Origin of the sequence: Amycolatopsis sp. CB00013 (genome assembly GCF_001905755.1) — a bacterium.
Taxonomy (GTDB): Bacteria; Actinomycetota; Actinomycetes; order Mycobacteriales; family Pseudonocardiaceae; genus Amycolatopsis; species Amycolatopsis japonica.
The window spans coordinates 657,901-681,805 of record NZ_LIWC01000001.1 but is presented as its reverse complement, the minus strand read 5'-3'; the positions used below and the strand labels follow the sequence as shown (position 1 = coordinate 681,805).

3 protein-coding genes are annotated in these 23,905 nt (G+C 70.6%); all 3 read right to left on the bottom strand.

Features of this window, described 5'->3' with window-relative positions:
* Positions 1 to 96: 96 nt before the first annotated feature.
* Genes AMK34_RS02890 through AMK34_RS02880 form a run of 3 tightly spaced genes read right to left on the bottom strand, consistent with a single transcriptional unit; the run spans position 97 to position 23,893 of the window.
* Positions 97 to 306, bottom strand: a complete 210-nt coding sequence (locus tag AMK34_RS02890) for an MbtH family protein (RefSeq protein WP_038514173.1) — start codon at positions 304 to 306, stop codon at positions 97 to 99.
* Complete coding sequence (locus AMK34_RS02885; protein WP_338020557.1) at positions 303 to 22,553, bottom strand: non-ribosomal peptide synthase/polyketide synthase; 22,251 nt, start codon at positions 22,551 to 22,553, stop codon at positions 303 to 305. The genes AMK34_RS02890 and AMK34_RS02885 overlap by 4 nt, the downstream gene beginning before the upstream one ends.
* Positions 22,550 to 23,893, bottom strand: coding sequence for a lysine N(6)-hydroxylase/L-ornithine N(5)-oxygenase family protein (locus tag AMK34_RS02880; protein WP_073842735.1), 1,344 nt, complete (start codon positions 23,891 to 23,893; stop codon positions 22,550 to 22,552). The genes AMK34_RS02885 and AMK34_RS02880 overlap by 4 nt, the downstream gene beginning before the upstream one ends.
* Positions 23,894 to 23,905 lie beyond the last annotated feature (12 nt).

The window sequence follows — 23,905 nt, the reverse complement described above, 5'->3', positions numbered from 1 at the left end:
GCCGAAATCGGTCGCGCTTCTGAACAACGCAAGTCCGTGAAGGCCTCCTTGAGGGACCAGGAGTCCCTCAAGGAGGCCTTCACGGACAGAAGCGGGTCAGGACTCCATGGCCTTGACGAGCGAAGCGGGCCGCAGGTCGGTCCAGTTGGTCTCGACGTACTCGAGGCACTCCGGACGCGCGGCCGGGCCGAACTTCGTGGTCCAGCCCGCCGGGACCTCGACGAACTCGGGCCACAGGCTGTGCTGTCCCTCGTCGTTGACGAGCACCAGGTACGTGCCGTCGGGGTTCTCGAACGGGTTCGTCATTCCTTGTTCTCCTTCTGTACGGCCGGTGAATCAGCCCGGCGAGTGAGCGCGTCCAGCGCGAGGAACCAGCCTTCCGCGAGTTCCCGCACCGAGTCTTCGGTGAGCACGGCCTCCGGCCACGACCAGTGCGCGCTCAGTTCAGGACCGCCGGGGCGGTCCTCGGCCACGACGTTGACCGTCAGCGCGTGCGAGACCGGCATCCCGTCGTCGGCACCGAGTTCGGCCGCCTCGGCCTCCGCCGCGTACGACCAGTCGGTCGCTTCGGGGACGCCGATCCGGCCCAGGTAGTTGAACTCGATCTGCGGCTTCGCGAACTTCGCGAGTTCAGGCCCGGTGTGCGGGTTCAGGTAGCGGAGCACGCCGTGCCCGATACCTCCGTCCGACAGCCCATCGAGATGAGCCTGGACCCGCTTCAACGCGTCGTCGGCGGCGGGCCCGCCCGCGAACGCGTCGTCCAGATCGACGTCGCCCAGGTCCAGGCACACCGGGACGACGCTGGTGAACCAGCCGACCGTCCGTGAAAGGTCCGCCAGTTCCTCTTCGCGGCCGTGCCCCTCGACGTCGACCAGCACCGCCCGTCCCCCGTCCCGGCGCCAGCGGGCGACGGCGAGGGCAAGACCGGTGAGCAGGACGTCGTTGATCGTCGCCCGGGACAGCAGCGGGGCCGTCCGCTCGGTGGGCAGCCGCAGCGACACCTTCCGCACGGTCGCCTGCACGTCCCGAGCGGGGTCGAGCGGCCGTTCCAGCGGGATCGGATCCCCACCGCCCAGCACCGACATCCACCGCTCCAGCTCACCCACACGGTCCTGTGTGGACAGTGACCGCGCCCATCGCCGGAACGACGTGTCCACAGAGGACAGCTCGGGCGTCTCGCCGCGCGCGACCGATTCCCAGGCGGAAGCGAGGTCCGGCAGCAGGATCCGCCACGAGACGCCGTCGACGGCCAGGTGATGGATCATCAGCAACAACCGGCCGGGGCCCGACGAGCCCGCGTCGAACCACGTCGCGCTCAGCATCACGCCGGCGTCCGGGTCCAGCCGGGAACGAGTCGGCACCGCGTGCTGCTCGATCAGCGTGAACAGATCGCCGTCCTCGGCGTCGACACGCTCGATGCGCGCCTCGGCTGATTCGGCCACCCGCAGCACCCAGCCGTCGACCGACCGGTCGAGCCGCGCACGCAGCATGTCGTGCCTCGCCACGAGCGCGTCGAGCACGGTCTTCAGCTGCCCGCCGGTCATCCCGGCGGGTGTCCGCACCAACGCGGCCTGATGGTAACCGTCGATCGGACCGCCGAGTTCGCGGAGCACGTGCATGATCGGCGTGAGCGCGATCGCTCCGTCGTCCTCGATCCGTTCCGCGACCTCGGCCAGCGCCGCGACCGTCCGGCCCGCGAACACGTCGTGCGGCGTGATCTTCAGCCCGGCCGCGCGTGCCCGGCCGACCAGCCGCATCGCGACGATGCTGTCTCCACCGAGGGCGAAGAAGTCGTCGTCGGCACCCAGCTCCGGCACGTCGAGCACTTCCGCGAAGAGCGCGCACAACGTCTTCTCCAGCGCGGTCTCGGGCGCGCGGCCACCGGCCAGCTCCGAGTAGTCCGGCGCCGGCAGCGCCTTGCGGTCCAGTTTCCCGTTCGACAGCGTGGGAAGCGCGTCGAGCGTGACGAACGCCGCCGGGACCATGTAGTCCGGCAACGTCTCGGCCGCGAACCGCCGCAGCTCGTCCCGCTCCACAGTGGACACCACATACGCCACGAGTTGCTTGACCCGAGGGCGATCCTCACGCACCAGGACGACGGCCTGAGCGACGCCGCCGTGCCGTTCGAGCACGGCTTCGATCTCGCCCGGCTCGACCCGGAACCCGCGGATCTTCGCCTGGTCGTCGGCGCGCCCGCCGAAGTCCAGACGTCCGCCCGCGGTCCAGCGCGCGAGGTCGCCGGTGCGGTACATCCGGGCGCCCGCCGGCCCGAACGGATCCGCCACGAACCGCTCCGACGTCAGCGCCGTCCGCCCGAGGTAGCCGCGGGCGAGCCCGGCCCCGGCGAGGTACAGCTCGCCGGTGACGCCGGGTGGTACCGGCCGCAGCGCCGCGTCCAGCACGTAGGCGCGGGTGTTCGCGACCGGACGGCCCACCAGGGGCTTCTCGCTGTCGCCGATCCGCGCCACCAGGGCGTCCACTGTGGACTCTGTCGGCCCGTACAGGTTGAAGGCCTCCGTGCCGTCCAAAGTGGCCAGGCGACGCCACAGGCTCTCGGGAACCGCCTCACCGCCGACACCGATCATCGCGAGGGGACACCGGTCGCCGTCGAGCAGGCCCACGTCCGCCATCTGCGCGAAGAACGACGGCGTGACCTCGATGAAGTCGAAGCCCTCCCGCTCGATCATCGCGGCCAGCAGCCCGGGGTCGCGCCGCGTCTCCTCGTCCACGATGTGCACGGCATGCCCGTCGAGCAGCCACAGTTGCGGCTGCCAGGAGGCGTCGAAGGAGAACGACCACGCGTGCCCGACCCGCAGATGCGGTTTGCCGGTGGCCTCCACCGCGGGCCGGTGCAACGTGGCGCGGTGGCTGTGGAACAGGTTCACCACGCCGCGATGCGGGACCACGACCCCCTTGGGCGTCCCGGTCGAGCCGGACGTGTAGATCACGTACGCCGGATGCTCCGGGCCGAGCGGACGGACGCGGTCCCGGTCGGTCAGGTCGTGTGCCTGCCGGTCCTCGGTGACGAGCGCGCAGAGCGCCAGCGTCTCGATCTCCGTCCGAGGCAACGACTCCAGCAGCTCGGGCTCGGTCAGGATCACCTTGGGTCGCGCGTCGGCGAGCATCGCGGCCAGCCGCTCGGCCGGATAGTCCGGGTCGAGCGGCAGGTACGCCGCCCCCGCCTTGTGGACCGCGAGAATCGCCAGCAGCACGTCGGCCGAACGCGGCAGCGCCAAGGCGACGAAGTCCTCGGGCCCCACTCCGTGGGCGACCAGCGCCCTGGCCAGGCGGTTGGCGTGCTCGTTGAGTTCGGTGAAGGTCAGGGCGACCGCACCGGACACCACCGCTGTCGCGTCGGGCGAGCGCCGGACCTGCTCTTCGAACAGACCGGCCACGGTGGACGGTTCGACGGCGAGTGCCGTCCCGTTCCACTCGCGCACGAACAGGTCCAGGTCCGCATCGCCCAGGATGTCGGTCCGGCCGACGGGAGCGTCCACATCGGACACCATCGTCGCGAGCACGCGCACCATCGCGGGGAGGAGCCGTTCCGGCAGACCTGCGTCGAACAGGTCGGAGCGGTACTCCGCGGTGAGCTTCAGCCGTGCTCCCGGCTCCACCGCCCAGGTGAGCGGATAGTGCGTGGAGTCGTCGTGGCGCACGATCTCCCCGCGCAACCCGGCACCCGTCTCGTCCTCGTCCGCGCCCGGGTAGCTCTCGAACACCATCAGCGTGTCGAACAGCTCTCCCAGCCCGGCGCCGCGCTGGATGTCGGCGAGCCCGAAGTGCTGGTGCGCGAGCAATCCGGACTGCTCGTCCTGGACCCGGTCGAGCAGGTCGCCCAGCTTCTCGGCCGGGTCGAGCACGATCCGCACCGGGATGGTGTTGATGAACAGGCCGATCATCCGCTCGACCCCGGCCAGTTCGGGCGGGCGCCCGGCGACCGTCGCGCCGAAGACGACGTCCGATCGGCCGGTGAGCCTACCGAGCACGATGCTCCACGCCGTCTGGACCAGCGTGTTCAGGGTCAGGCCGCGTGAGCGGGCCAATGCGGTGAGCGCCCCGGTCGCCTGCTCCGGCAACTCCAGCGACAGCCGCTCCGGCAGGGCCGGGACGCGCTGCGGGTCGTGCGGGACGAGATGTGTCGGCTCGGTCAGGCCGTCGAGCGCCTGCCGCCAAGCCGCCTCCGCCGCCTCCCGGTCCTGGCTCCCGAGCCAGCCGAGATGGTCGCGATACGGGCGGGCCGGCGCCACGTCGGCTCCGGAGTAGAGCTGCGACAGCTCCGCGAAAAGCTGCGGAACCGACCAACCGTCGAGTAGCACGTGCTGGTGGGTGAACACCAGCCTGTGCCGTCCGTCCGGCAGGGCGAGCAGCAGGAACCGCAGCACCGGCGCGGCAGCCGGATCGAAGCGACGCCTGTCGTGGGCCATCTCCGCTTCGACGGCGTCCGGCGAATCCACGAAACGCCAGGGAACCGTGACCGAACGGGCCACCAGCGCGACAGGGCGCCCGGACGCGAGGTAGCGGTAGCCGGTACGCAGGACGGCGTTCCGGTCGATGAGCGCCTGAGCGGCGTCGCGCAACCGAGCCGGATCCAGCGGCCCGTCGAGATCGAAGGACACCTGGACGGTGTAGACGTCGGGCCCGTCGCCGTCCATCGTCGCGTGGAAGAGCAACCCGGCCTGCAACGGCGTCAGCGGCCACACCTCGGCCGTGTCCGGTGCGACGTCGAGGATCTCCGCGCGCTCCCCCGCGTCGAGCTCCACCAACGGTTTCCCGCTCTCGGGGGCGGACGCGTCGAGCCGCACCGCACTGACTTCGGCCAGGGCGGCGACGGTCCGGTGCCGGAAGACGTCACGCGGGCTCAACAGCAACCCGGCACTCCGCACGCGGCCGACCAGCTGCATCGCGACGATGCTGTCCCCACCGAGGCGGAAGAAGTCGTCGTGGACACCGACCTTCTCCAACCCGAGCACCCCCGCGACGAGCGACGCGAGCAGTTCCTCGCGAGGCGTGCGCGGGGCGTCGTCGGTGACCTCGCCGGAGAAGTCCGGCGCGGGCAACGCCTTGCGGTCGAGCTTCCCGTTGGGCGTCAACGGGAACGCGTCCAGCACGACGAACGCGGACGGCACCATGTACTCCGGCAGGGTGGCCTCCGCCAACCGCCGGGCCTCGTCAACGTCGGCCTCCCCGGTCAGGTACGCGACGAGCCTGCCCTCGCGCAGGACCACCCGGGCGGAGAGCACGGACTCAATCTCGCCCAGCTCGATCCGGAAGCCGCGCAATTTGACCTGGTCGTCGGCCCGGCCGAGATAGTCGAGCGCGCCGTCGGCCCGCCACCGCGCGAGGTCGCCCGTGCGGTACATCCGCTCCCCCGCCGCGAACGGGTTCGCCACGAACCGTTCCGCGGTGAGCCCGGCCCGGCCGAGATAGCCACGCGCTAGCTGCTTGCCAGCCAGGTACAGCTCGCCTGCCACACCCGGCGGAACCGGCCGCAGCCGGGAGTCGAGCACGTGGACCTGCGTGTTCCACACCGGACGTCCAATGGGGACGGTGTCATCGACGACCTCCCACGACGTCACGTCCACCGAAGCCTCTGTCGGCCCGTAGAGATTGTGCAGCGGGACGGTCACGCGAGCGGCCAGCTCCGGCGGCAGCACCTCGCCACTGCACAGGACGCGGCGGACGCCATGCCACTCCGGCTCTTCGGCGAGGAACGCCTCCAGCATCGACGGGACGAAGTGCAGGGTCGTGATCCGCTGGTCGCGGATCAGCTCCGCGAGATACCGCGGATCCCGGTGCCCGTCCGGTTTGGCGACCACCAGCGTCGCGCCGGTGATCAACGGCCAGAAGAACTCCCACACCGACACATCGAAACTCGACGGCGTCTTCTGCAGCACGCGATCGTCGGCCGCCAGACCGTACTCGTCCTGCATCCACAGTAGACGGTTCACGATGCCCTCGTGCGGCACCACGACACCCTTCGGGCGACCGGTCGATCCGGACGTGTAGATCACGTACGCCGGAGACGCGGGATCCACGACCCGCCGCAGGCTCTCTCCCGAATAGCCGTCCAGCACCGGCAGCTCGTCCAGAACGACCGCCGGCACGGCATCTTCGAGCATGAACGCGATGCGATCGGCCGGGTAGTCCGTGTCGAGCGGCAGGTAGGCCGCGCCCGCCTTGTGCACCGCGTACAGCGCGACGACGAGTTCGATCGACCGCGGCAGCGATACCGCCACCACCGACTCCGCACCCACACCCTGCTCGACCAGCCACCGCGCCAGCCGATTCGCCCGCGCGTCGAACTCCGCATACGACAGCTCGACGCCCTCGAACACCACAGCGGGAGCATCCGGCGTCCGCGCCATCTGCGCCTCGAACAACTCGGGCAACGTGCTCGCCGGGACGTCGTGCGAGGTGTCGTTCCAGTGCCCGAGCAGCGTGCGCTCGTCTTCGGCAAGCACGTCGAGTTCGCCGACGGGGATCGCGGGATTGGCCGCCACCTGCTCCAGGACGGCCACCAGACGCCGCGCGACAGATTCGGCGGTGGCGTGGTCGAACAGGTCGGCGCTGTACTCGATCGCGCCGGAGATCCCGTCGCCGTTCTCCAGGAAACCGAACTCGAGGTCGAACTTGGCGACACCCTGCGCGAAGTCCTCCTGCTCCGCACGAAGCCCGGGCAGCTTCAGCCCTTCCTCGGCTTCGGGCAGGTACACCACCATCACCTGGAACAGCGGGTGCCGGGCCAGCGAACGTTCCGGGTTGACGGCGTCGACCAGGCGCTCGAACGGCAGCTCCTGATGTTCGAAAGCCGCGAGATCGGTAGCGCGCACCCGCGAGAGCAGTTCGCCGAACGCCGGCTCGCCGGACAGGTCGGTGCGCAGCACGAGCGAGTTCACGAAGAAGCCGATCAGCGGCTCCAGCCGTTCGTCGACGCGGCCGGAACTCGGGGCGCCGAGCGGGATGTCGTCCCCGGCGCCGAGCCGGTGCAGCAGTGCCGCGACCGCGGCCTGCGCGAGCATGAACATGCTGACGTCGTGCCGCTGGGCCACCACGCGCAGCCGGGCGGTGAGCGCGGCGTCGATCGGGAAGGTGACGAGACCACCGCGATGGCTCGATTCGGCCGGACGCCGCCGGTCCGCGGGCAGCGGCAGGTCGTCCGGAAGATCCGCCAGCGCTTCCCGCCAGAATCGGAGGTGCCCGGAGGCCGTCGAATCGAGCAGTTCGCGTTGCCACAGGGCGTAGTCCGCGTACTGGACCGCCAGTTCTGTCCACTGTGGAGCGTCTCCGGCGAGACGTGCCTCGTACGCCGCGGCGAGGTCGGCCATGAGCGGTCCCTGCGACCACTCGTCCGTCGCGACGTGGTGGATCACCAGCAGCAGGACATATTCCCGCGGTGACACGGCGAAGACCGTGGTCCGGATCGGGAGTTCCTCGTCGAGGGCGAATCCGCGACCGGCTTCGGCGGCCAACTGCGCGGGAAGATCGCCCGCTTCCTCGAAACGGACCTCCGGACGCGCGTCGGTCAGGATGCGCTGCGCCGCGACGCCGCCTTCCTCGACGAACACCGTCCGGAGTGGTTCGTGCCGCTCGACGAGGTCGCCGATCGCCGCACGCAGCGCCTCCGCGTCCAGCTCGCCGTGCAGCCGCCAGGCAAGCGGGATGTTGTAGGTGGGTGTGACCCCTTCGAGCCGGTACAGGAACCACAACCGTTGCTGCGCGGGCGAAAGCGGCAGCTGCTCCGGCCGGTTCCCCGCCCTCAGGACCGGCCGGTCGGACGGGTCCGCGAGGCGCTCGGCCAGAGCCGCGACCGTGGGAGCGTCGAAGACATCCCGGACCGACACCGTGGCGTCCAGACTCGCCGAGATCCGGCTGACCAGGCGCATCACGAGCAGCGAATGCCCACCGAGGGCGAAGAAACCGTCGTCGATCCCGACCCGTTCGACACCGAGCACGTCGGCGAACAACGCGCACAGCGCCTCTTCCCGCGCGTTCCTCGGCTCACGGCCTTCGGTGGTCGCGAACTCGGGGGCGGGCAGGGCTTTGCGGTCGAGTTTGCCGTTCGGGGTCAGCGGGATCTCGTCGAGCACGACGAACGCCGACGGCACCATGTGGTCCGGCAGCTTCGCGGCCACCGCTTCCCGCAGCCCGTCGACCGAACCGACGACGTACGCCACCAGCCGGTCTTCACGCGCGACGACCACCGCGCGCGCGACGGACCCGGACGCGGTCAAGGCCGCCTCGACCTCGCCGAGTTCGACCCGGAAACCGCGGATCTTGACCTGGTCGTCCACGCGGCCCAGGAACTCCAGCACGCCATCGTCCGACCAGCGCGCGAGGTCCCCGGTGCGGTACATGCGCTCCCCCGCGACGAACGGGTTCGCCACGAACCGTTCCGCGGTCAGCCCGGGCCGGGCGAGGTACCCGCGGGCGAGCTGCACCCCGGCGAGGTAGAGCTCACCGGGGACACCCGGCGGAACCGGGTTCAGCCGCGCGTCCAGCACGTACGTCCGCGTGTTCCACACCGGACGTCCGATCGGGACGGACGGCGTCGTTTCGGCACCGACCCGCCAAGCGGTCACGTCGACGGACGCTTCGGTCGGGCCGTACAGGTTGTACAGCGGGACGTCCACGCGGGCCGCCAGGTCCGACGGCAGTGCCTCACCACTGCAGATCACGCGGCGGAGGCCGGTGCACTCCGCTGTCTCCAGGAAAAGCGCGAGCATCGACGGTACGAAGTGGACGGTGGTGATCCCGGCCGTGCGGATCAGCTCGGCGAGATACGCCGGGTCCTTGTGCCCCTCCGGTTTGGCGACCACCAGCGTGGCGCCGGTGATCAACGGCCAGAAGAACTCCCACACCGACACATCGAAACTCGACGGCGTCTTCTGCAACACCCGATCATCAGCCGTCAGACCGTACTCGTCCTGCATCCACAGCAACCGGTTCACGATGCCCGCATGCGGCACCACGACACCCTTCGGACGACCGGTCGAGCCCGACGTGTAGATCACGTACGCCGGGGACGACGGGTCGACGATCCGGCCCAGGCTCTCGGTGGAGTACCCGTCGAGAACGGGCAGCTCTTCGAGCACGACCGCTGGGGCGGCGTCTTCGAGCATGAACGCGATGCGATCGGCCGGATAGTCACGGTCGACCGGAAGGTAAGCGCCACCGGCCTTGTGCACCGCGTACAACGCGACGACGAGATCGATCGACCTCGGCAGCGACACCGCCACCACCGACTCCGCACCCACACCCTGGTCTGCCAGCCATCGCGCGAGCCGGTTCGCCCGCGCGTCGAACTCGGCATACGACAGCGCGACGCCCTCGAACACCACAGCCGGAGCATCCGGCGTCCGGGCCACCTGCGCCTCGAACAACTCCGGCAACGTGCTCGCCGGGACATCGTGCGAAGTGCGGTTCCAGCCGCTGAGTTGCGCGAGTTCGTCCCCGACGAGGATGTCGAGCGCGGCGACCGGCCGTTCAGGCTCGGCGGTGACCTGCTCCAGCAGGGACGTGAGCCGGTCCAGCAGGCGCACGGCCGTCGTCTCGCCGGCGAGGTCTTCGGCGTACTCCAGCATCAACGTCGCGGTCGTGCCGTCGTCGACCATCGTGAAGTGCAGGTCGAACTTCGCCATCCCGGTGTCCATCTCGAACCACTCGGCGGGCAGCCCGAGCACGTCGTGCGCGTCGCTCTGCCGGTGGTACCCCACCATCACCTGGAACAGCGGATTGCGCCCCGGTACGCGGGGCGGGTTCAGCCGTTCGACGACACTTTCGAACGGCAGGTCGCCGTGCGAGAACGCGGCCAGATCGGCCTCGCGCACCCTTTCGAGCAGGGCGGCGAACGTCGGTTCGCCGGACAGATCGGTCCGCAGCACCAGCGTGTTCACGAAGAACCCGACGAGGTCGTCGAGCGCCGCATCGGTCCGTCCGGCGATCGGGGCCCCCAGCGGGATGTCGTCCCCGGCGCCGGTCCGGTGCAGCAGTGCGGCCACCGCCGCCTGGAGCACCATGAACGGGCTCGCTCCCGCCTTCGCCGCCAGGTCGCGCACCGCGGCCGACAGTTCCTCGGAGAGCGGGGATTTCACCTTGCCACCCTTGCCCGTCGGCTGGAGCGGCCGCGGACGATCCATTGGCAGGGTCAGCTCGTCCGGCGCCCCACGCAGTGACTCGGTCCAATAGGCGACCTGGGCGGCACCGTGGTGGTCGAGGAAGTCCTTCTGCCACAACGCGAAGTCGGCGTACTGCACCGGGAGATCCGTCCACACGGGACTGTCACCGGTGAGTCGCGCCTGATAGGCCGAGGTCAGGTCGCCCAGGAACGGCCGGTCGGACCATTCGTCGGTCGCGCTGTGGTGCAGGACCAGCGAGATCACCTGGTCGCCATCGCCGATCCGCAGTACCCGCAGCCGGACCGGGATCTCGCGCGCCAGGTCGAACGGCGTCCGCGAGAGCTCGGCGATCCGGGCATCCAGCCCGCCCTCGTCGCAGTCCTCGACGGCGAACGGGATCTCCGGCGCGTCGAGAACCCGCTGGTAGGGCTCTCCGTCGTGCTCCTCGAAAACGGTCCGCAGGACTTCGTGCCTGCCGAGCACGTCGCCGAGCGCGGCCCGCAGCGCGTCGAGATCCAGGTCGCCGCGCAGGCGGAAGGTCAGCGGGAAATTGTAGGCGACCGCGTTCGCTTCCATCCGATCCACAAGCCAGAGGCTGCGCTGGGCGGCGGAAACCGGGATCCGGTCGGGGCGCTCGGCGCGGACAACGGCTGGCCGCGCCGGTTCGCCGCCACCCGCACGAGCGGCCAGCTCCGCGACCGTCGGTGCCTCGAACAGATCACGGATGGCCAGTTCGGCACCGAGTTCGGTGCGGGCCCGGCTGATGAGCCGGGTGGCGAGCAGGGAATGGCCGCCGAGGTCGAAGAAGTTGTCCTCGACACCGACCCCCTCCACGCCGAGGACCTCGCCGAAGAGCACGCACAGCGTCTCCTCCTCGGCGGTCTCGGCCGGACGGCTTTCGGCGAGCCGCACCGTCTGTTCGGCGTCCGGGAGCGCGCGGGTGTTGAGCTTGCCGTTGTCGGTCAGCGGCAAGGCGCCCAGCGTGACGAACGCGGCCGGGACCATGTAGTCCGGCAGTTCCGTCTTGAGCCGGTCCCGCAGGCGTTGCACGAGTTCGCCGCCGCCACGCGCCGCCGTCGGGCTCGTCGCGTACTTGGCCAGGCTCGTGCCCACCGAAACCGGCTGATGCACACCGGTGACCAGCGCGTCCGCTTGTCCCTTGTGGACGAACACGGCCTCGAACGCGCCGTCGGCCGACCAGGTGCAGTACACCCGGAACCCGAGCCGGTCGCCGAGTTCGTGCACGTCCTCCGGCTCGATCCCGGCCGGGGCACGGAAGAGGTCCAGGACGTCGATGAGCGGCGCACCGGCGTCCAGCGCACGCGTCGCTTCGACCTCGGGCGTCTGGCGGGCGTCCGGGATCCGGCTCACCCGCAAGGTTTCCTCGCCGCCGAGGCGGTCCTCCAACGCGGCGAGGGAACCGACCTCGTCCCAAGACAAGCGCGGAGCTTGCGCGACCGAGAAGGTCTCGGCGGGCTCCTTCACCAGGACCGCGTCGTACCGGTACCGGCTCAGCTCGTTGTGCAGCCGGGCCCGCTTGATCCGGACCTGCGCGGCGACGTCCGGGAGCCGACGTGCGAGCGCGGTGAAGTAGTCCGGATCGATCAGCAGTTCCTTCTCCAGCGCGGCACCGCGTTCGATCGCGCGGCGCACCTGGGCGACGTCGGAGGTGGCGTCGGCGCGGGTGAGCTGGATCGCGGTGTGGAAGGCGCGGGCGAGCCGCAGGTTCCGGACGTCGCCGACGAACAGCGCGCCGCCGGGGGCGAGCAGGCCGATCGCCTGGGTGATGACGTCGGTCAGGTAGTCGACGCTCGGGAAGTACTGGATGACGGAGTTGATCACGATCGTGTCGAACCGGCCGGTGGGCAGGCCGTCGAACACGTGCGCCGGCTGGGCGCGCAGGTTCACCTTGGCCGCCAGCGCCGGGTCCTGTTCCAGCTCGCGGTTCAGCTTCGCGATCACCGGTGCGGCGAGGTCGGTCCCCCAGTACTCCTGGACCAGCGGCGCGATCTGCCCCATCAGCAGGCCGGTGCCGACGCCGATCTCCAGCACCCGTTCCGGCTTCAGTTCGGTGATCCGGTCGACGGTCGCGCGCCGCCATTCCCGCATGTGCTCCAGCGGGATCGGGTCGCCGTCGTAGCTGGAGTCCCAGCCCGCGAAGTCCTCGGTGAACAACGCCGTCGGGATCTCGGTGTACTCGTCGGAGTAGATCTGCTGCCATTCGCCGACCTGGTCGGCTTCCGCTTCGGCGCGCGCGTCTCCGCTCAGCTCGGCTGGGACGACGTACCCGATGAGCCGCTGCAGGCCGGGCGCCGACGGGTCCGGCCGCGCGATGACGGCGGCCTGCGCGACCTCCGGGTAGCGGCTGAGCGCGGTCTCGATCTCGCCGAGTTCGACGCGGTAACCGCGGATCTTCACCTGATCGTCGGTGCGGCCGAGGAAATCGAGGTTCCCGTCGGGACGGCGGCGCACCAGGTCACCGGTGCGGTACATGCGCCCGCCCCCGGGCACGAAGGGATCGGCGACGAACCGTTCCGCCGTCAGGCCGGGACGGCCGAGGTAACCGCGGGCCAGGCCCTCGCCCGCGATGTAGAGCTCACCCGCGACACCGTCGCGGACCGGCCGGAGCCAGGCGTCGACGATGTAGGCGCGGGTGTTCCAGATCGGCTTGCCGACGGTCGGGGTGTCGCTGTCGGTCGTACCGCCGCCGAGCGTGTTGATCGTGTACTCGGTGGGGCCGTACAGGTTGTAGCCGTAGGTCCCGTCGGTGTCGCGCAGCCGGTTCCACACCGACTCCGACACCGCCTCGCCGCCGAGCAGGACCAGCGCGGGCCGGTGCCCGTCCAGCAGGCCTTCCTCGATCAGCAGGTGGGCGTACGTCGGCGTCACGTTCACGACGTCGACTTCGTGCTCGTCGCAATACGCCACGAGCGCTCGCGCGTCCCTGCGCAGTTCCTCGTCGCAGACGTGGACCTCGTGCCCCTCCACGAGCCACAGCAGTTCTTCCCAGGACATGTCGAAGGCGAACGACACGGTGTGCGCGATCCGCAGCCGCCGTCCGCCCGCCGATGCGATGGCCGGGGCGAAGATCGCGCCCTGGTGGTTGAGCTGCATGTTCGTCAGGCCGCGGTACGGCGTGACGACGCCCTTGGGTTTGCCGGTCGAGCCCGAGGTGTAGATGACGTACGCCGGGTGTTCCATGCGGTCCGCGCGGCTCCGCGCGAACCGCGGGCGTTCGGCGTCGGAGATCGGGCCGCCGCCGAACGCCCTGTCCTCGTGGTCGTCGACGAGCACCCGGGGCGTGGCACCGGGCAGCGTCGCCGATACGTCCTTTGTGGACACCAGGCAGAGCGGCCCGGCGTCTTCCAGCATCACCGCGAGCCGCTCGACCGGGTAGTCGAGTTCCAGCGGCAGGTACGCCGCCCCTGTCCGCAGCACGGCGAACAGCGCGACGACCATGTCGATCGAGCGCGGCAGGCCGAGTGCGATCACCTGTTCCGGCGCGGCGCCCTTGGCCAGCAGCAGCCGGGCCATCCGGTTGATGCGCGCGTCGAGTTCGGCGTAGGTCAGCTGTTCTTCGCCGAAGACCAGGGCGGTCTCGTCGGGGGTCCGCTCCGCTTGGACGGCGAGCAGATCCGCGATCGTGTCCTCGATGACGGGATGCTCGGCCTCGGCCCAGCCCGCTTCCAACGCCGCACGGTCCTCAGTGGACACCGTGGCCAGCGCGGCGACCGGTTTCGCCGGATCGTCGACGATCTGCGCGACCAGTGACGTGAATCGGTCGAGCACCGACGCCGCTTCGGCGGTGTCGATGACGTCGTCCCGATAGGACAGCGTGACCCGCGTTTCCTCGCCCGGGGTGACCACCAGCGTCAGCGGGTAGTGCGTGGCATCGATGTTCAACAGGTCGGTGATGCCGTGCCGGTGACGGAGGCCGTCGCGCCGTTCGTCACCGTCGGCGTTGCGCAGCACGAACAGCGTGTCGAAGAGGACACGATGCCCGGCCTCGCGTTGCAGCACCCCGAGGCTCATGAACTCGTACGGGGTCAGGTCCATCCGCTCGGACTGCAGGCGCCGCACCAGGTCCAGCACGGATTCGGCCGCGTCCAGCCGCACCCGGGCGGGCACGGTGTTGAGGAACAGGCCGATGGTGTTCTCGATCTCGGGCACGGCGGCGGGCCTGCCCGCGACCGCGGCTCCGAACACCACGTCCTGCCGTCCGGTCATGGTCGACAGGACCAGACCCCAGGCGGCGTTGAGCACCGAGTTCACCGTGAGGCCGTGCCTGCGCGCCTGCTCGCGCAACGCACGGCTGAGGCCGGCGGGCAGCACGGTGTCGAGGTTGACCGGGGTCGCCGGGGCCAGGTCACGGCCTTCGGGGCCGACGACGGTCGGCTCCGCCAGGCCGGACAGCGCCTCACGCCACGCGTTCGTGGCGGCCTCGATGTCCTGCCGGTCCAGCCAGCGCAGGAAGTCCACATAGGACCCGGCCGCGGGCAGCGTCCGGTCGTCGCCGCCGAGGTCGTACAGCGCGAACAACTGCTCGATGAACAGCCAGGCCGACCAGCCGTCCCAGAGCAGCAGATGCCGGTTCAGCACCACGCGGTCGCGGCCGTCGCCGAGCCGCACCAGTTTCAGCCGGAACAGCGGCGGGGCGCCGAGGTCGAACCGCGTCGCGCGGTCCTCGGCCATCAGTTCTTCGAGCCGTTCAGACTGCTCGTCTCCGGGCAGCGCCGAAAGATCCACTTCGGACACGGGCGGGGCGACCTCGGCCGCCACGAACTGGACCGGTCCGCGCAGCCCTTCGCTGGTGAAACCGGCACCGAGACTCGGGATCCGCCGCAGCAGCGCGGCCACCGCCGTCCGCAGCTTGTCGGCGTCCAGGCGGTGATCGAAGTCGATCGCCTCCTGGATCGTGTAGATGTCCACCCGGTCGGAGTTGTAGCTGGAGTGGAAGAACAGGCCTTCCTGCAGCGGCGACAACGGCCAGACGTCGGCGACCGGCACCGGGCTGGAACGATCGACGCGGTCGATCTCCTCCTGCGTCAGCGACACCAGTTCGAGGTCGGACGGGGTGAGTCCCACCGGTGCCGTCGTGTCCACGGCCGCGAGGTCGACGAGCGCGGCGGCCCAGCGTTCGGCCAGGTCACCGCCCGCGAACGTCGCCGTCAGCCTCGGACCTTCCTCGGTCTCCTCGCAGGCGACCCCGATCCGCACGGCATGGTCTCCGGACGGCGGCACAGCGGCGTACCCGGCGACCTGCCACTCCCCCGGCCCGGCCGGGACGCGGCCGTCGTACCGCAGGGCGATCCGCGGCTTCGCGAGCCCGGCGAGCAACGGTCCGGTCTGGGCGTTGAGGTAGCGCAGCGGGCCGTAGCCCTCGGGCGTCTTCCGGACGGTTTCCTTGACGGCCTTGAGCATCGCGAGCGGTTCGCCGGACGCGGTGATCCGCACCGGGCGAACCGAGGTCAGCGCGCCGATCGTGTCCGACGGGTCGACCCTGCCGTGCAGATCGACGAGCAGGTCGCCGCCGACGGCGATCTTCAGCGCGGTCAGGAGGACGTCGGTCACGTCGCCGTGCACGGCGGACGGCAGCGCGCCGACGAGCGTCCGGGTGTCCTCGACGGACAGCGTGATCCGGCGTTCGGTGACATCGCCGCCGGCCTCGAAGGAGACTGGCGTCAGCGTCTCGGCCCAGTGCTCGATCTCGCCGAGGAGCGCGGGATCCTGAGCCGCGTCGGTGATTCGGCGGGCGATGGTCCGCAAAGACGTCCGCGCCGAAGTGAAGACAGGCGGGTGCCCCTCGGTCACGGCCTGCCAGGCGATCGCGAGATCGGCGGACAGCGTCGTCAGGCTCCGCGCGTCGAGCAGGACCGGATGCGCGAGCAGGAGCAGCCTGCTCGGTTCGCCGAACCAGACGGCCTGCAGCAGATTGTCGGTCAGCCTGTCCGCGGCGTCCCGGTACTCGTCTTCGAGGGAACCGGTCGCGTGACGGAGCAGGTCCGCGGCCTGGAGGGTCCCTTGTGGACGGACTTCGAGCGACCACAGCACCGAGGCGACCCGCGACAGCCGGAGCCGCAGGCCGTCGTGGTGGTCGAGGACGAGCTGCAGGGCCGCGGCGAGCGTCTCGAGGTCGGCCCCGGAGGGCACGGTCAGCAGCACGGACTCCGGCTGGACCGCGTCACCCAGCTCACGCAGCCGGAGCATTTCCGGCAGCAGGGGGACGGCCCCGATGCCGTCGGCGTCGGCCACCGGCTCGGCCGGCGTGGCGGACGCGGCGAGCGCGGCCGGGGTCCTGAGTTCGAACACGTCCTTGGGGCTCAGCTCGAATCCTGCCCGCCGGGCACGGCTCGACACGGCGATCGACGAGATACTGTCGCCGCCGAGGGAGAAGAAGTCGCCGTCGGCGCCGACGGTCTCCAGGCCGAGGACGTCGGCGAAGATCCGCGCGAGCGCGCGCTCCTGATCGTTCCCGGGCGCGGCTTCGGTGCGACCGGTCTCTGGCGCGGGCAGGGCCCGGACGTCGAGCTTTCCACTGGGGGTCAAGGGGAATTCGTCGAGGACGACGAACGCCTGCGGGACCATCGGGGCGGGCAGCGCCTCGCCGAGGGCGGTCCGCAGACTCTCCGGATCCGCGTTCCCGGCGACGTACCCGACGAGCGCGCCGTCCTTCGCCACGACCGTCGCGGCCGTGACCTCCGGCTGCGCGACGAGAACGGCTTCGATCTCGCCGAGCTCGATCCGGTTGCCGCGGATCTTCACCTGCCGGTCGGTGCGGCCGAGGTACTCGATCTCGCCGTCGGCGCGGCGGCGAACCAGGTCGCCGGTCCGGTACAACCGCTGGCCCGGCTCGCCGAACGGGTCGGCGACGAAGCGTTCGGCGGTCAGGCCGGGCCGTCCGTGGTAGCCGCGGGCCAACTGGACACCGGCGAGGTACAGCTCACCCGCCACGCCGTCGGGCACCGGGCGGAGGCAGCCGTCGAGGACGTGCAGCCGCGTGTTCCACACCGGACGTCCGATGGGGACGGTGGCGCCGTCGGCGCCGGTGCAGGCGAAGAAGGTCACGTCCACGGCCGCCTCGGTGGGGCCGTAAAGGTTGTGCAGCGGGACACCGGTGAGCGAGCGCCACCGGGCGGCGGTCTCGCCGGGCAGCGCCTCACCGCTGGAGAACACCCGACGCAGCGATCCGAGATCGCCGGTGGCCTCGTCGCTGCCGAGGAAGGCGGCGAGCATCGACGGCACGAAGTGCAGGGTGGTGATCCGCCGGTCCCGGATCACTCGCGAGAGATAGGCGGGATCGCGGTGACCGTCCGGTTCGGCCAGCACCACCGTGGCGCCTTCGCACAGCGCCCAGAAGAATTCCCACACGGACACGTCGAAGCTCGACGGCGTCTTCTGCAGCACGCGGTCGGAGGCCGTGAGCCGGTATTCGTGCTGCATCCACGCGAGCCGGTTGACGATCGCGCGATGCGTCACGGCCACGCCCTTCGGCCGCCCGGTCGAACCCGACGTGTAGATGAGGTAGGCGGTGTTGTCCGGTCCGGCTGTCGCACCCTCGACGTCGTCGACGGGCTCGCCGGTCACGGGGACCCGAGTCAGCCCGGCGACATCCGGGATCCGCGCGGCCGTCCCGGGTTCGGAGAGCACGAGACGCGCGCCGGAATCGGCCAGCATGTATTCGAGCCGGTCGGCCGGATAGTCGAGGTCGATCGGCAGGTAGGCGGCCCCGGCCTTGAGGACACCCAGCAACGCGACCATCAGCTCGGCCGACCTCGGCACGGCGACGGCCACGACCTCTTCGGGACCGGCTCCCAGGGAACGCAGGCGGCGCGCCACGTTCTCCGCGCGGGCGTCGAGGTCCGCATAGGACAGTTCGATGTCCTTGAACATCACCGCCGTGGCGGAAGGCGTCTTGGCGACCTGCGCGGCGAAGGCCTCGGCCAGCGTGCGCTCCGGCAGGGGGTGCGCGGTCGCGTTGAGTTCGGCCAGGCGGCCGCGTTCGGCGGGCGACAGGAGGTCGAGCGCGGCGACCGGCAGGCCGGGGTTCGCGGTCAGCGTCTCCAGCAGCCGCGCGAACCGTTCCGCGAGTTGCCCGGCCGCGACCGCGTCGATGCGGGCGGCGTCGAATTTGAGGCTGAACGCCAGGTCGTCGCCCGGGGTCGCGATCACCGCGACCGGGAAGTGCACCGCGTCGGTGACCTCGACGCCCGCGAGGCGGAGGGTTCCGGAGGCGCGCTCGTCGTCGCGCGGGAAGTTCTCGACGACGACCAGGGTGTCGAACAGTTCTTCCTGCCCCGCGCCCGCGAGGCGCTGCAGTTCGCCGAGGCCGAGGTGCTGGTGGTCCAGCAGAGCCGCTTGCTCGTCCTGCAGTCGGCGCAGCACGGCGGCGACGGTCTCGGCGCCCGACCAGCGCAGCCGCACCGGCACGGTGTTGATGTAGAGGCCGACCGCCGATTCGAGGCCGGCGGCGCCGGTGTCGCGGCCGGAGACCGTGCTCCCGAACAGCACGTCGTCCCGTCCGGTGAGCCCGCCGAGCAGCAGCCCCCACGCGCCGTGCAGGACGGTGCCGAGGGTGAGCCCGTGTTCGCGGGCCATCGCGGACAACGCCGTCGTCGCTTGCTCGCCGAGGTTCAGGTGCAGTCGCGACGGCCGTCTCTCCGCTCCGGCTCGTTCGTCGATCAGCCGGGTGGGTTCGTCCACTTCGGACAGTGCTGTCCGCCAGGCTTCGCGCGAAACCTCGTGATCGCGTGACGCGAGCCGCCGCAGGTGGTCGGCACGGGTCCCCGCTTCCGGCAGTACGGATGCTCCCCCGTACGCCGCGAGCAGTTCGCGCAGCAGCACCACGACCGACCAGCCGTCGGCGATGATGTGATGGAACGTGAGCGCCAGCTTGGCGCGATCTTCGCCGAGCCGGGTGAAGGTCGCCCGCAGCAGCGGCGGCCGGGCGAAGTCGAACCGGCGTGCACGATCGGCCTCGAAGGCCACGTCGGCGTCTTCGGCGGCCACCTCGCGCCAAGGCAGTTCGGCGTGCCGTGCCACCGTCTGGACGACCCGGCCGCCGTCGAGCTGCCGGAAGCCGGACCGCAGCGACGAATACCGGTCCAGCAGCACCTGCACCGACCGTCGCAACGCGTCGGCGTCGACGTCACCTTCGAGGTCCAGCACCTCCTGGACCGTGTAGATGTCGGCGGCCGAACCGCCTTCGAATTCCGCGTGGAAGAAGAAGCCTTCCTGCAACGGCGTCACTGGCAGGACTTCGGCGTATTCGGCGAGCGACGCACGTTCGGCGTCGGTCAGCTCCAGCAGCGGCCTGTCGTCCACAGTGGACGCGGCGCTCACTGTTTCCGCACAGACGGCCAGCGCTTCGGGAGTCCGGTGCTGGAACACCTGGCGCGGGGTGATGGCGAGACCGTGTTCCGCCGCACCCAGCACCAGCCGGATGGACAGGATGCTGTCGCCGCCGAGGGAGAAGAAGTCGTCGTCCGCGCCGATCGTGGCCAAGCCGAGGACACGTGCGGCGACGTCGCAGAGGATCCGTTCCCGCTCGGTGCCCGGTGCACGGCCGGTCGCGGCGGCGCCGAAATCGGGCAAGGGCAGCGAGGTGCGATCCAGTTTGCCGTTCGGCATGATCGGCAGCCGGTCGAGTTCCACGAACGCCGAGGGCACCATGTAGTGCGGCAACGCCGATTCAGCGTGGGCGCGCAGTTCCTTCAGCAACGAAGGCGAGCCGTCGGCCTGCGGCACGACGTACGCCACCAGGCGCCGATCCCCCGGCTTGACCTCGCGCGGCACGACGGCGATCCGCTCGACCCCGGTGTACGCGGCGAGCGCGGACTCGACCTCCCCTGGTTCGATCCGGAAGCCGCGGATCTTGACCTGGTGATCGGTACGGCCGAGGAAGTCGAGGTTCCCGTCCGCGCGCCAGCGGACGCGGTCGCCAGTTCGATACATCCGCTCGCCGCCACCGGTGAACGGGTCGGCGACGAAGCGTTCCGCCGACAGGCCCGGGCGCCCCGCGTAACCCCGGGCGAGACCGCGTCCGCCGACGTACAGCTCCCCTTCGACGCCGACCGGGACCGGCCGCAGCGCGGTGTCGAGGACATAGCAGCGGGTGTTCGGATCCGGGACACCGATCGGGATCGGCCCGCTCCAGCCGGGCTCGGCCGCCCACAGCGTCGAGTTCACCGTCGCCTCGGTCAGCCCGTACGCGGCGACGACGTTCAGGTCTTCGGCCCAGCGCGCGATCAGTTCCGGCGGGACGGTCTCGGTGCCGACGATCAGCACCGCGCCCTTCGGCAGCTCGCAGTCCGCCGGGAGGGCAGCGACCAGCGACGGCGGCAGGATCATATGCGTCGCCGCGTTGGCGGCGATGTACCCCGTCAGCTCGACGCCCGCGACGCGCCGGTGCGACGGCACGACGATCAGTGTCCCGCCGACGCACAAAGACATGACCAGGTCCCAGACCGTCACGTCGAATCCGGTGGAGGCGAACTGCACCACCCGGCTGTCCTCGCCGATGCCGATCCGCTCGGTCGCCGTGCTGATCAGGCTGCCGATCCCATCGTGGGACAGGACCACACCCTTCGGCTTACCCGTCGAGCCCGAGGTGTAGATGACGTACGCGGCCTGGCTCAGCGCGATCCCGCTAACGTCCATAGTGGACTGATCGAGATCCGCCAGCTCGGCGGTGATCGCCGGGTCGTCGAGCAGGATCCGCTCGACGTCCACACCGGACGGGAGCTGAGCGGATTCCTCCACAGTGGACACCACGACCCCCGCGCCCGCGTGCGCGAGCATGTACGCGAGGCGGTCCTCGGGATGGTCCAGGTCGAGCGGGAGATACGCGGCCCCCGCCTTCATGACACCGAGCAGGGCGACCACGAGATCGGCCGAACGCGGCATGGCCACGCCGACGACGTCCTCGTCACCGACCCCGCGCCGGCGCAGCAGCCGCGCGAGCCGGTTGGCGGCGGCGTCGACCTCGGCGTAGGTCATCCGGACGTCCTCGCAGACGACGGCCTCGGCGTCCGGTTTCCGTGCCACGACCCGCGCGAACGCCTCGGGCCAGGACACCTCGGGCGAGTCCGCGACCGCGGTCCCGAGCTCCAAGACCCGGGCCCGCTCTTCCGCTGAAAGCAGCTCGATGGCGGCCAGCGGCAGGTCCGGGCCTTCCAGCAGAGCGTCCAGTACGGCGGCGAACCGGCGGCGATGGTCGGCCAGTTCGTCGTCGGACGAGACGGCCTCGTCGGCGTCGAAGTCGAAGCGGAGGCCCCGGCCTTCGCCGGCGTCGTACACGGCGATGGCGACGTCGCTGATCGGCCCGAGTTCGAGGTTGTGCACCGTCGCGCTCGCATCGCCGAACGCGAGCGCGTCGTCCACGGCCATGTAGTTCACGCTCAGCCCGACGAGTTCGTGCACCCCGCCGCTCGCGCCGAGTTCGCGGGCCAGGTCCTCCCCGCGGTACCGGCTGTGTTCCAGCAGCGCGGAGACCTTCTCCGCGACCTGGGCGACGAGTCGCGACGGCGTCGTCTCCGGTCGCACGGTCAGCCGCAGCGGCAGGACGTTGGAGACCATGCCCGGCTGTTCACGCAGGGCGCGGGTGGTGCGCGCGGTGACCGGGAGGCCGAGGACGAGGTCTTCGGCACCGGTCACGCGATGGGCGTACGCCGCGACGGCGGCGATCGCGACCCGGGACAGCCGCGTCCCCGCGTCCAGCGCGAACTTCCGCAGGCGGCCCGCCTCGGCGGCGGGCAGTTCCCACGAATGCCGTCGCAGCCGGACCCGGCCCGCCGACGCACGACCGAGCAGCCGCACCGGGTTCGGCCTGCCGGCGAGTTCACCCAGCCAGTGCTCCCGGTCGGCTTTCCCGTCATAGCCGGCCTCGGCCAATCCCGACAGCGGCCAGGAGACCTCCTCGGCGGGGCCCGAATAGAGTGTCGCCGCGCGGCGGGTCAGGACGGCTTGCCCGTGCGCGTCCATCACCAGATGGTGGTAGCGCTGGAACCAGCGGACCCGGTCCCCGGCCAGGATCAGCAGCGTATGCGCGGTGAGCGGCCCCCGTTCGAGGTCGGCCGCCACAGTGAGTTCACCACGTGCCCATTCGTCGGCCGCCCGCTCCGGATCCGGCTCGCCGCTGAAGTCGAGAACGGCGACCTCGCCGGGAGCGACCGGACGCTGGACCGGCGTGTCGCCGTCCAGCCCGACCGTCACGTGAAGGCACTCAGCCTCCGCGACCGCCCGCCGAACGGCGTCGCCCAGCCGGGTGAGGTCGATGTCGCCGCGAAGCTCCACGACCCAGCCGATCGTGTAGACCGGATCGGCCGGGTCGAGCTGCTGGGCGAGCCAGATCCCCTGTTGTGCCGGGGTCAGGGGAAAGCCGCGGTTCATCGGGTTTGCCTCCACCGTTCGGAAACGCTCGGGATCGTCCGGCCTCAGGCGGGCCCGGACCCGCTAACCGCGTACTCGGGCCGGGACGCGTCGGCGGCGCGCCGGTCCACAATGGACTGGAGGATCTCGCCGACCCGGACGGCGGTGTTGGACAGCAGCGAAGACGTGATGCCGTGCGTGTGCTCGGTGCCGCCCTGCAGGTAGATCCCGCCGTCGAGCGGCGGTTCGGTGACGATCCGGTAGTCGCGTTCGACGCGGAGCCTTCCCTCGTCGTCGCGCGCGCAGGTGGAGGCGAGCTCGCCGAGCAACGGGGTCGGATCCGCCGGGCTGTACCCGGTGGCGTACACGACGAAGTCGGCGTCGAGCCTGGTCCGCGCCCCGGTTTCCAGCGCCTCGACGGTGACCCGCACTTCGGAGCCGGTGTCGGTGACCTCGGTGGGCCGGGAGACGTTGATCAGCTTCAGCCGCTCGATCCCCTGCACCTTCTCGCGGTAGACGCGGCGATACAGCTCGTCGATGAGTTCGATGTCCACGGCCGAGTAGTTGGTCGCGCCGTGGTAGCGCATCAGGCGGTCCTTGACCGCCTCCGGCGCCTCGTAGAACCGGCCGACCGCCTCGGGGTCGAAGATCCGGTTGGCGAACGCGCTGTCGTCGGCCGGGCTGTAGCCGTACCGCGCGAACACCGCGCACACCTCGGCGCGGGGGAAGCGATCGTGCAGCAGCGCGCTGACCTCCGCCGCGCTCTGGCCGGCGCCGACGACGACGAACCGGCGCGGCTCCTCGGCGGCCATGCCTTCGAGCCGGTGCAGGAGTTCGCTGTTGTGCCAGATCCGTGTGCCCGGCGTCACACCATCGGGGAGATTCGGGCGCAGCCCGGTCCCCATTACCAGGTTGCGGGCGCGCAGGTTCACCAGTTCGCCGTCGGTACGAGCGTGCACGTCGAAGAACACGATCTCGTCGCCGTCGAACACCGGCGTGACGGAAAGGACCTCCGTGCCATAGGAAACCAGGTCGTCGACCTTCTCCGCCGCCCATTCGAAGTAGTCGTGGAACTCGATCCGCAACGGGAACAGGTTCTTGTGGTTGATGAAATCCACCAACCGGTCCTTGCTATGCAGATACGACAGGAAGCTGAACGAGCTGGTCGGGTTCCGCATCGTCGCGAGGTCCTTGAGGAAGGACACCTGCATGGTCGCGTTGTCGATCAACATCCCGCGGTGCCAGCCGAAACGGGCCTGGCGCTCGAGGAAATGGGCCGTGACGGTCTCGGCCCCGGGCGCGGCGTTGTGCTCGGTGACGGCGATGGCGAGCGCGAGGTTCGAGGGACCGAACCCGACCCCGACCACGTCGTAGACCGGAACCCGTTCACCGACCACTGCTCGTGCCATCTTGAACCCCTT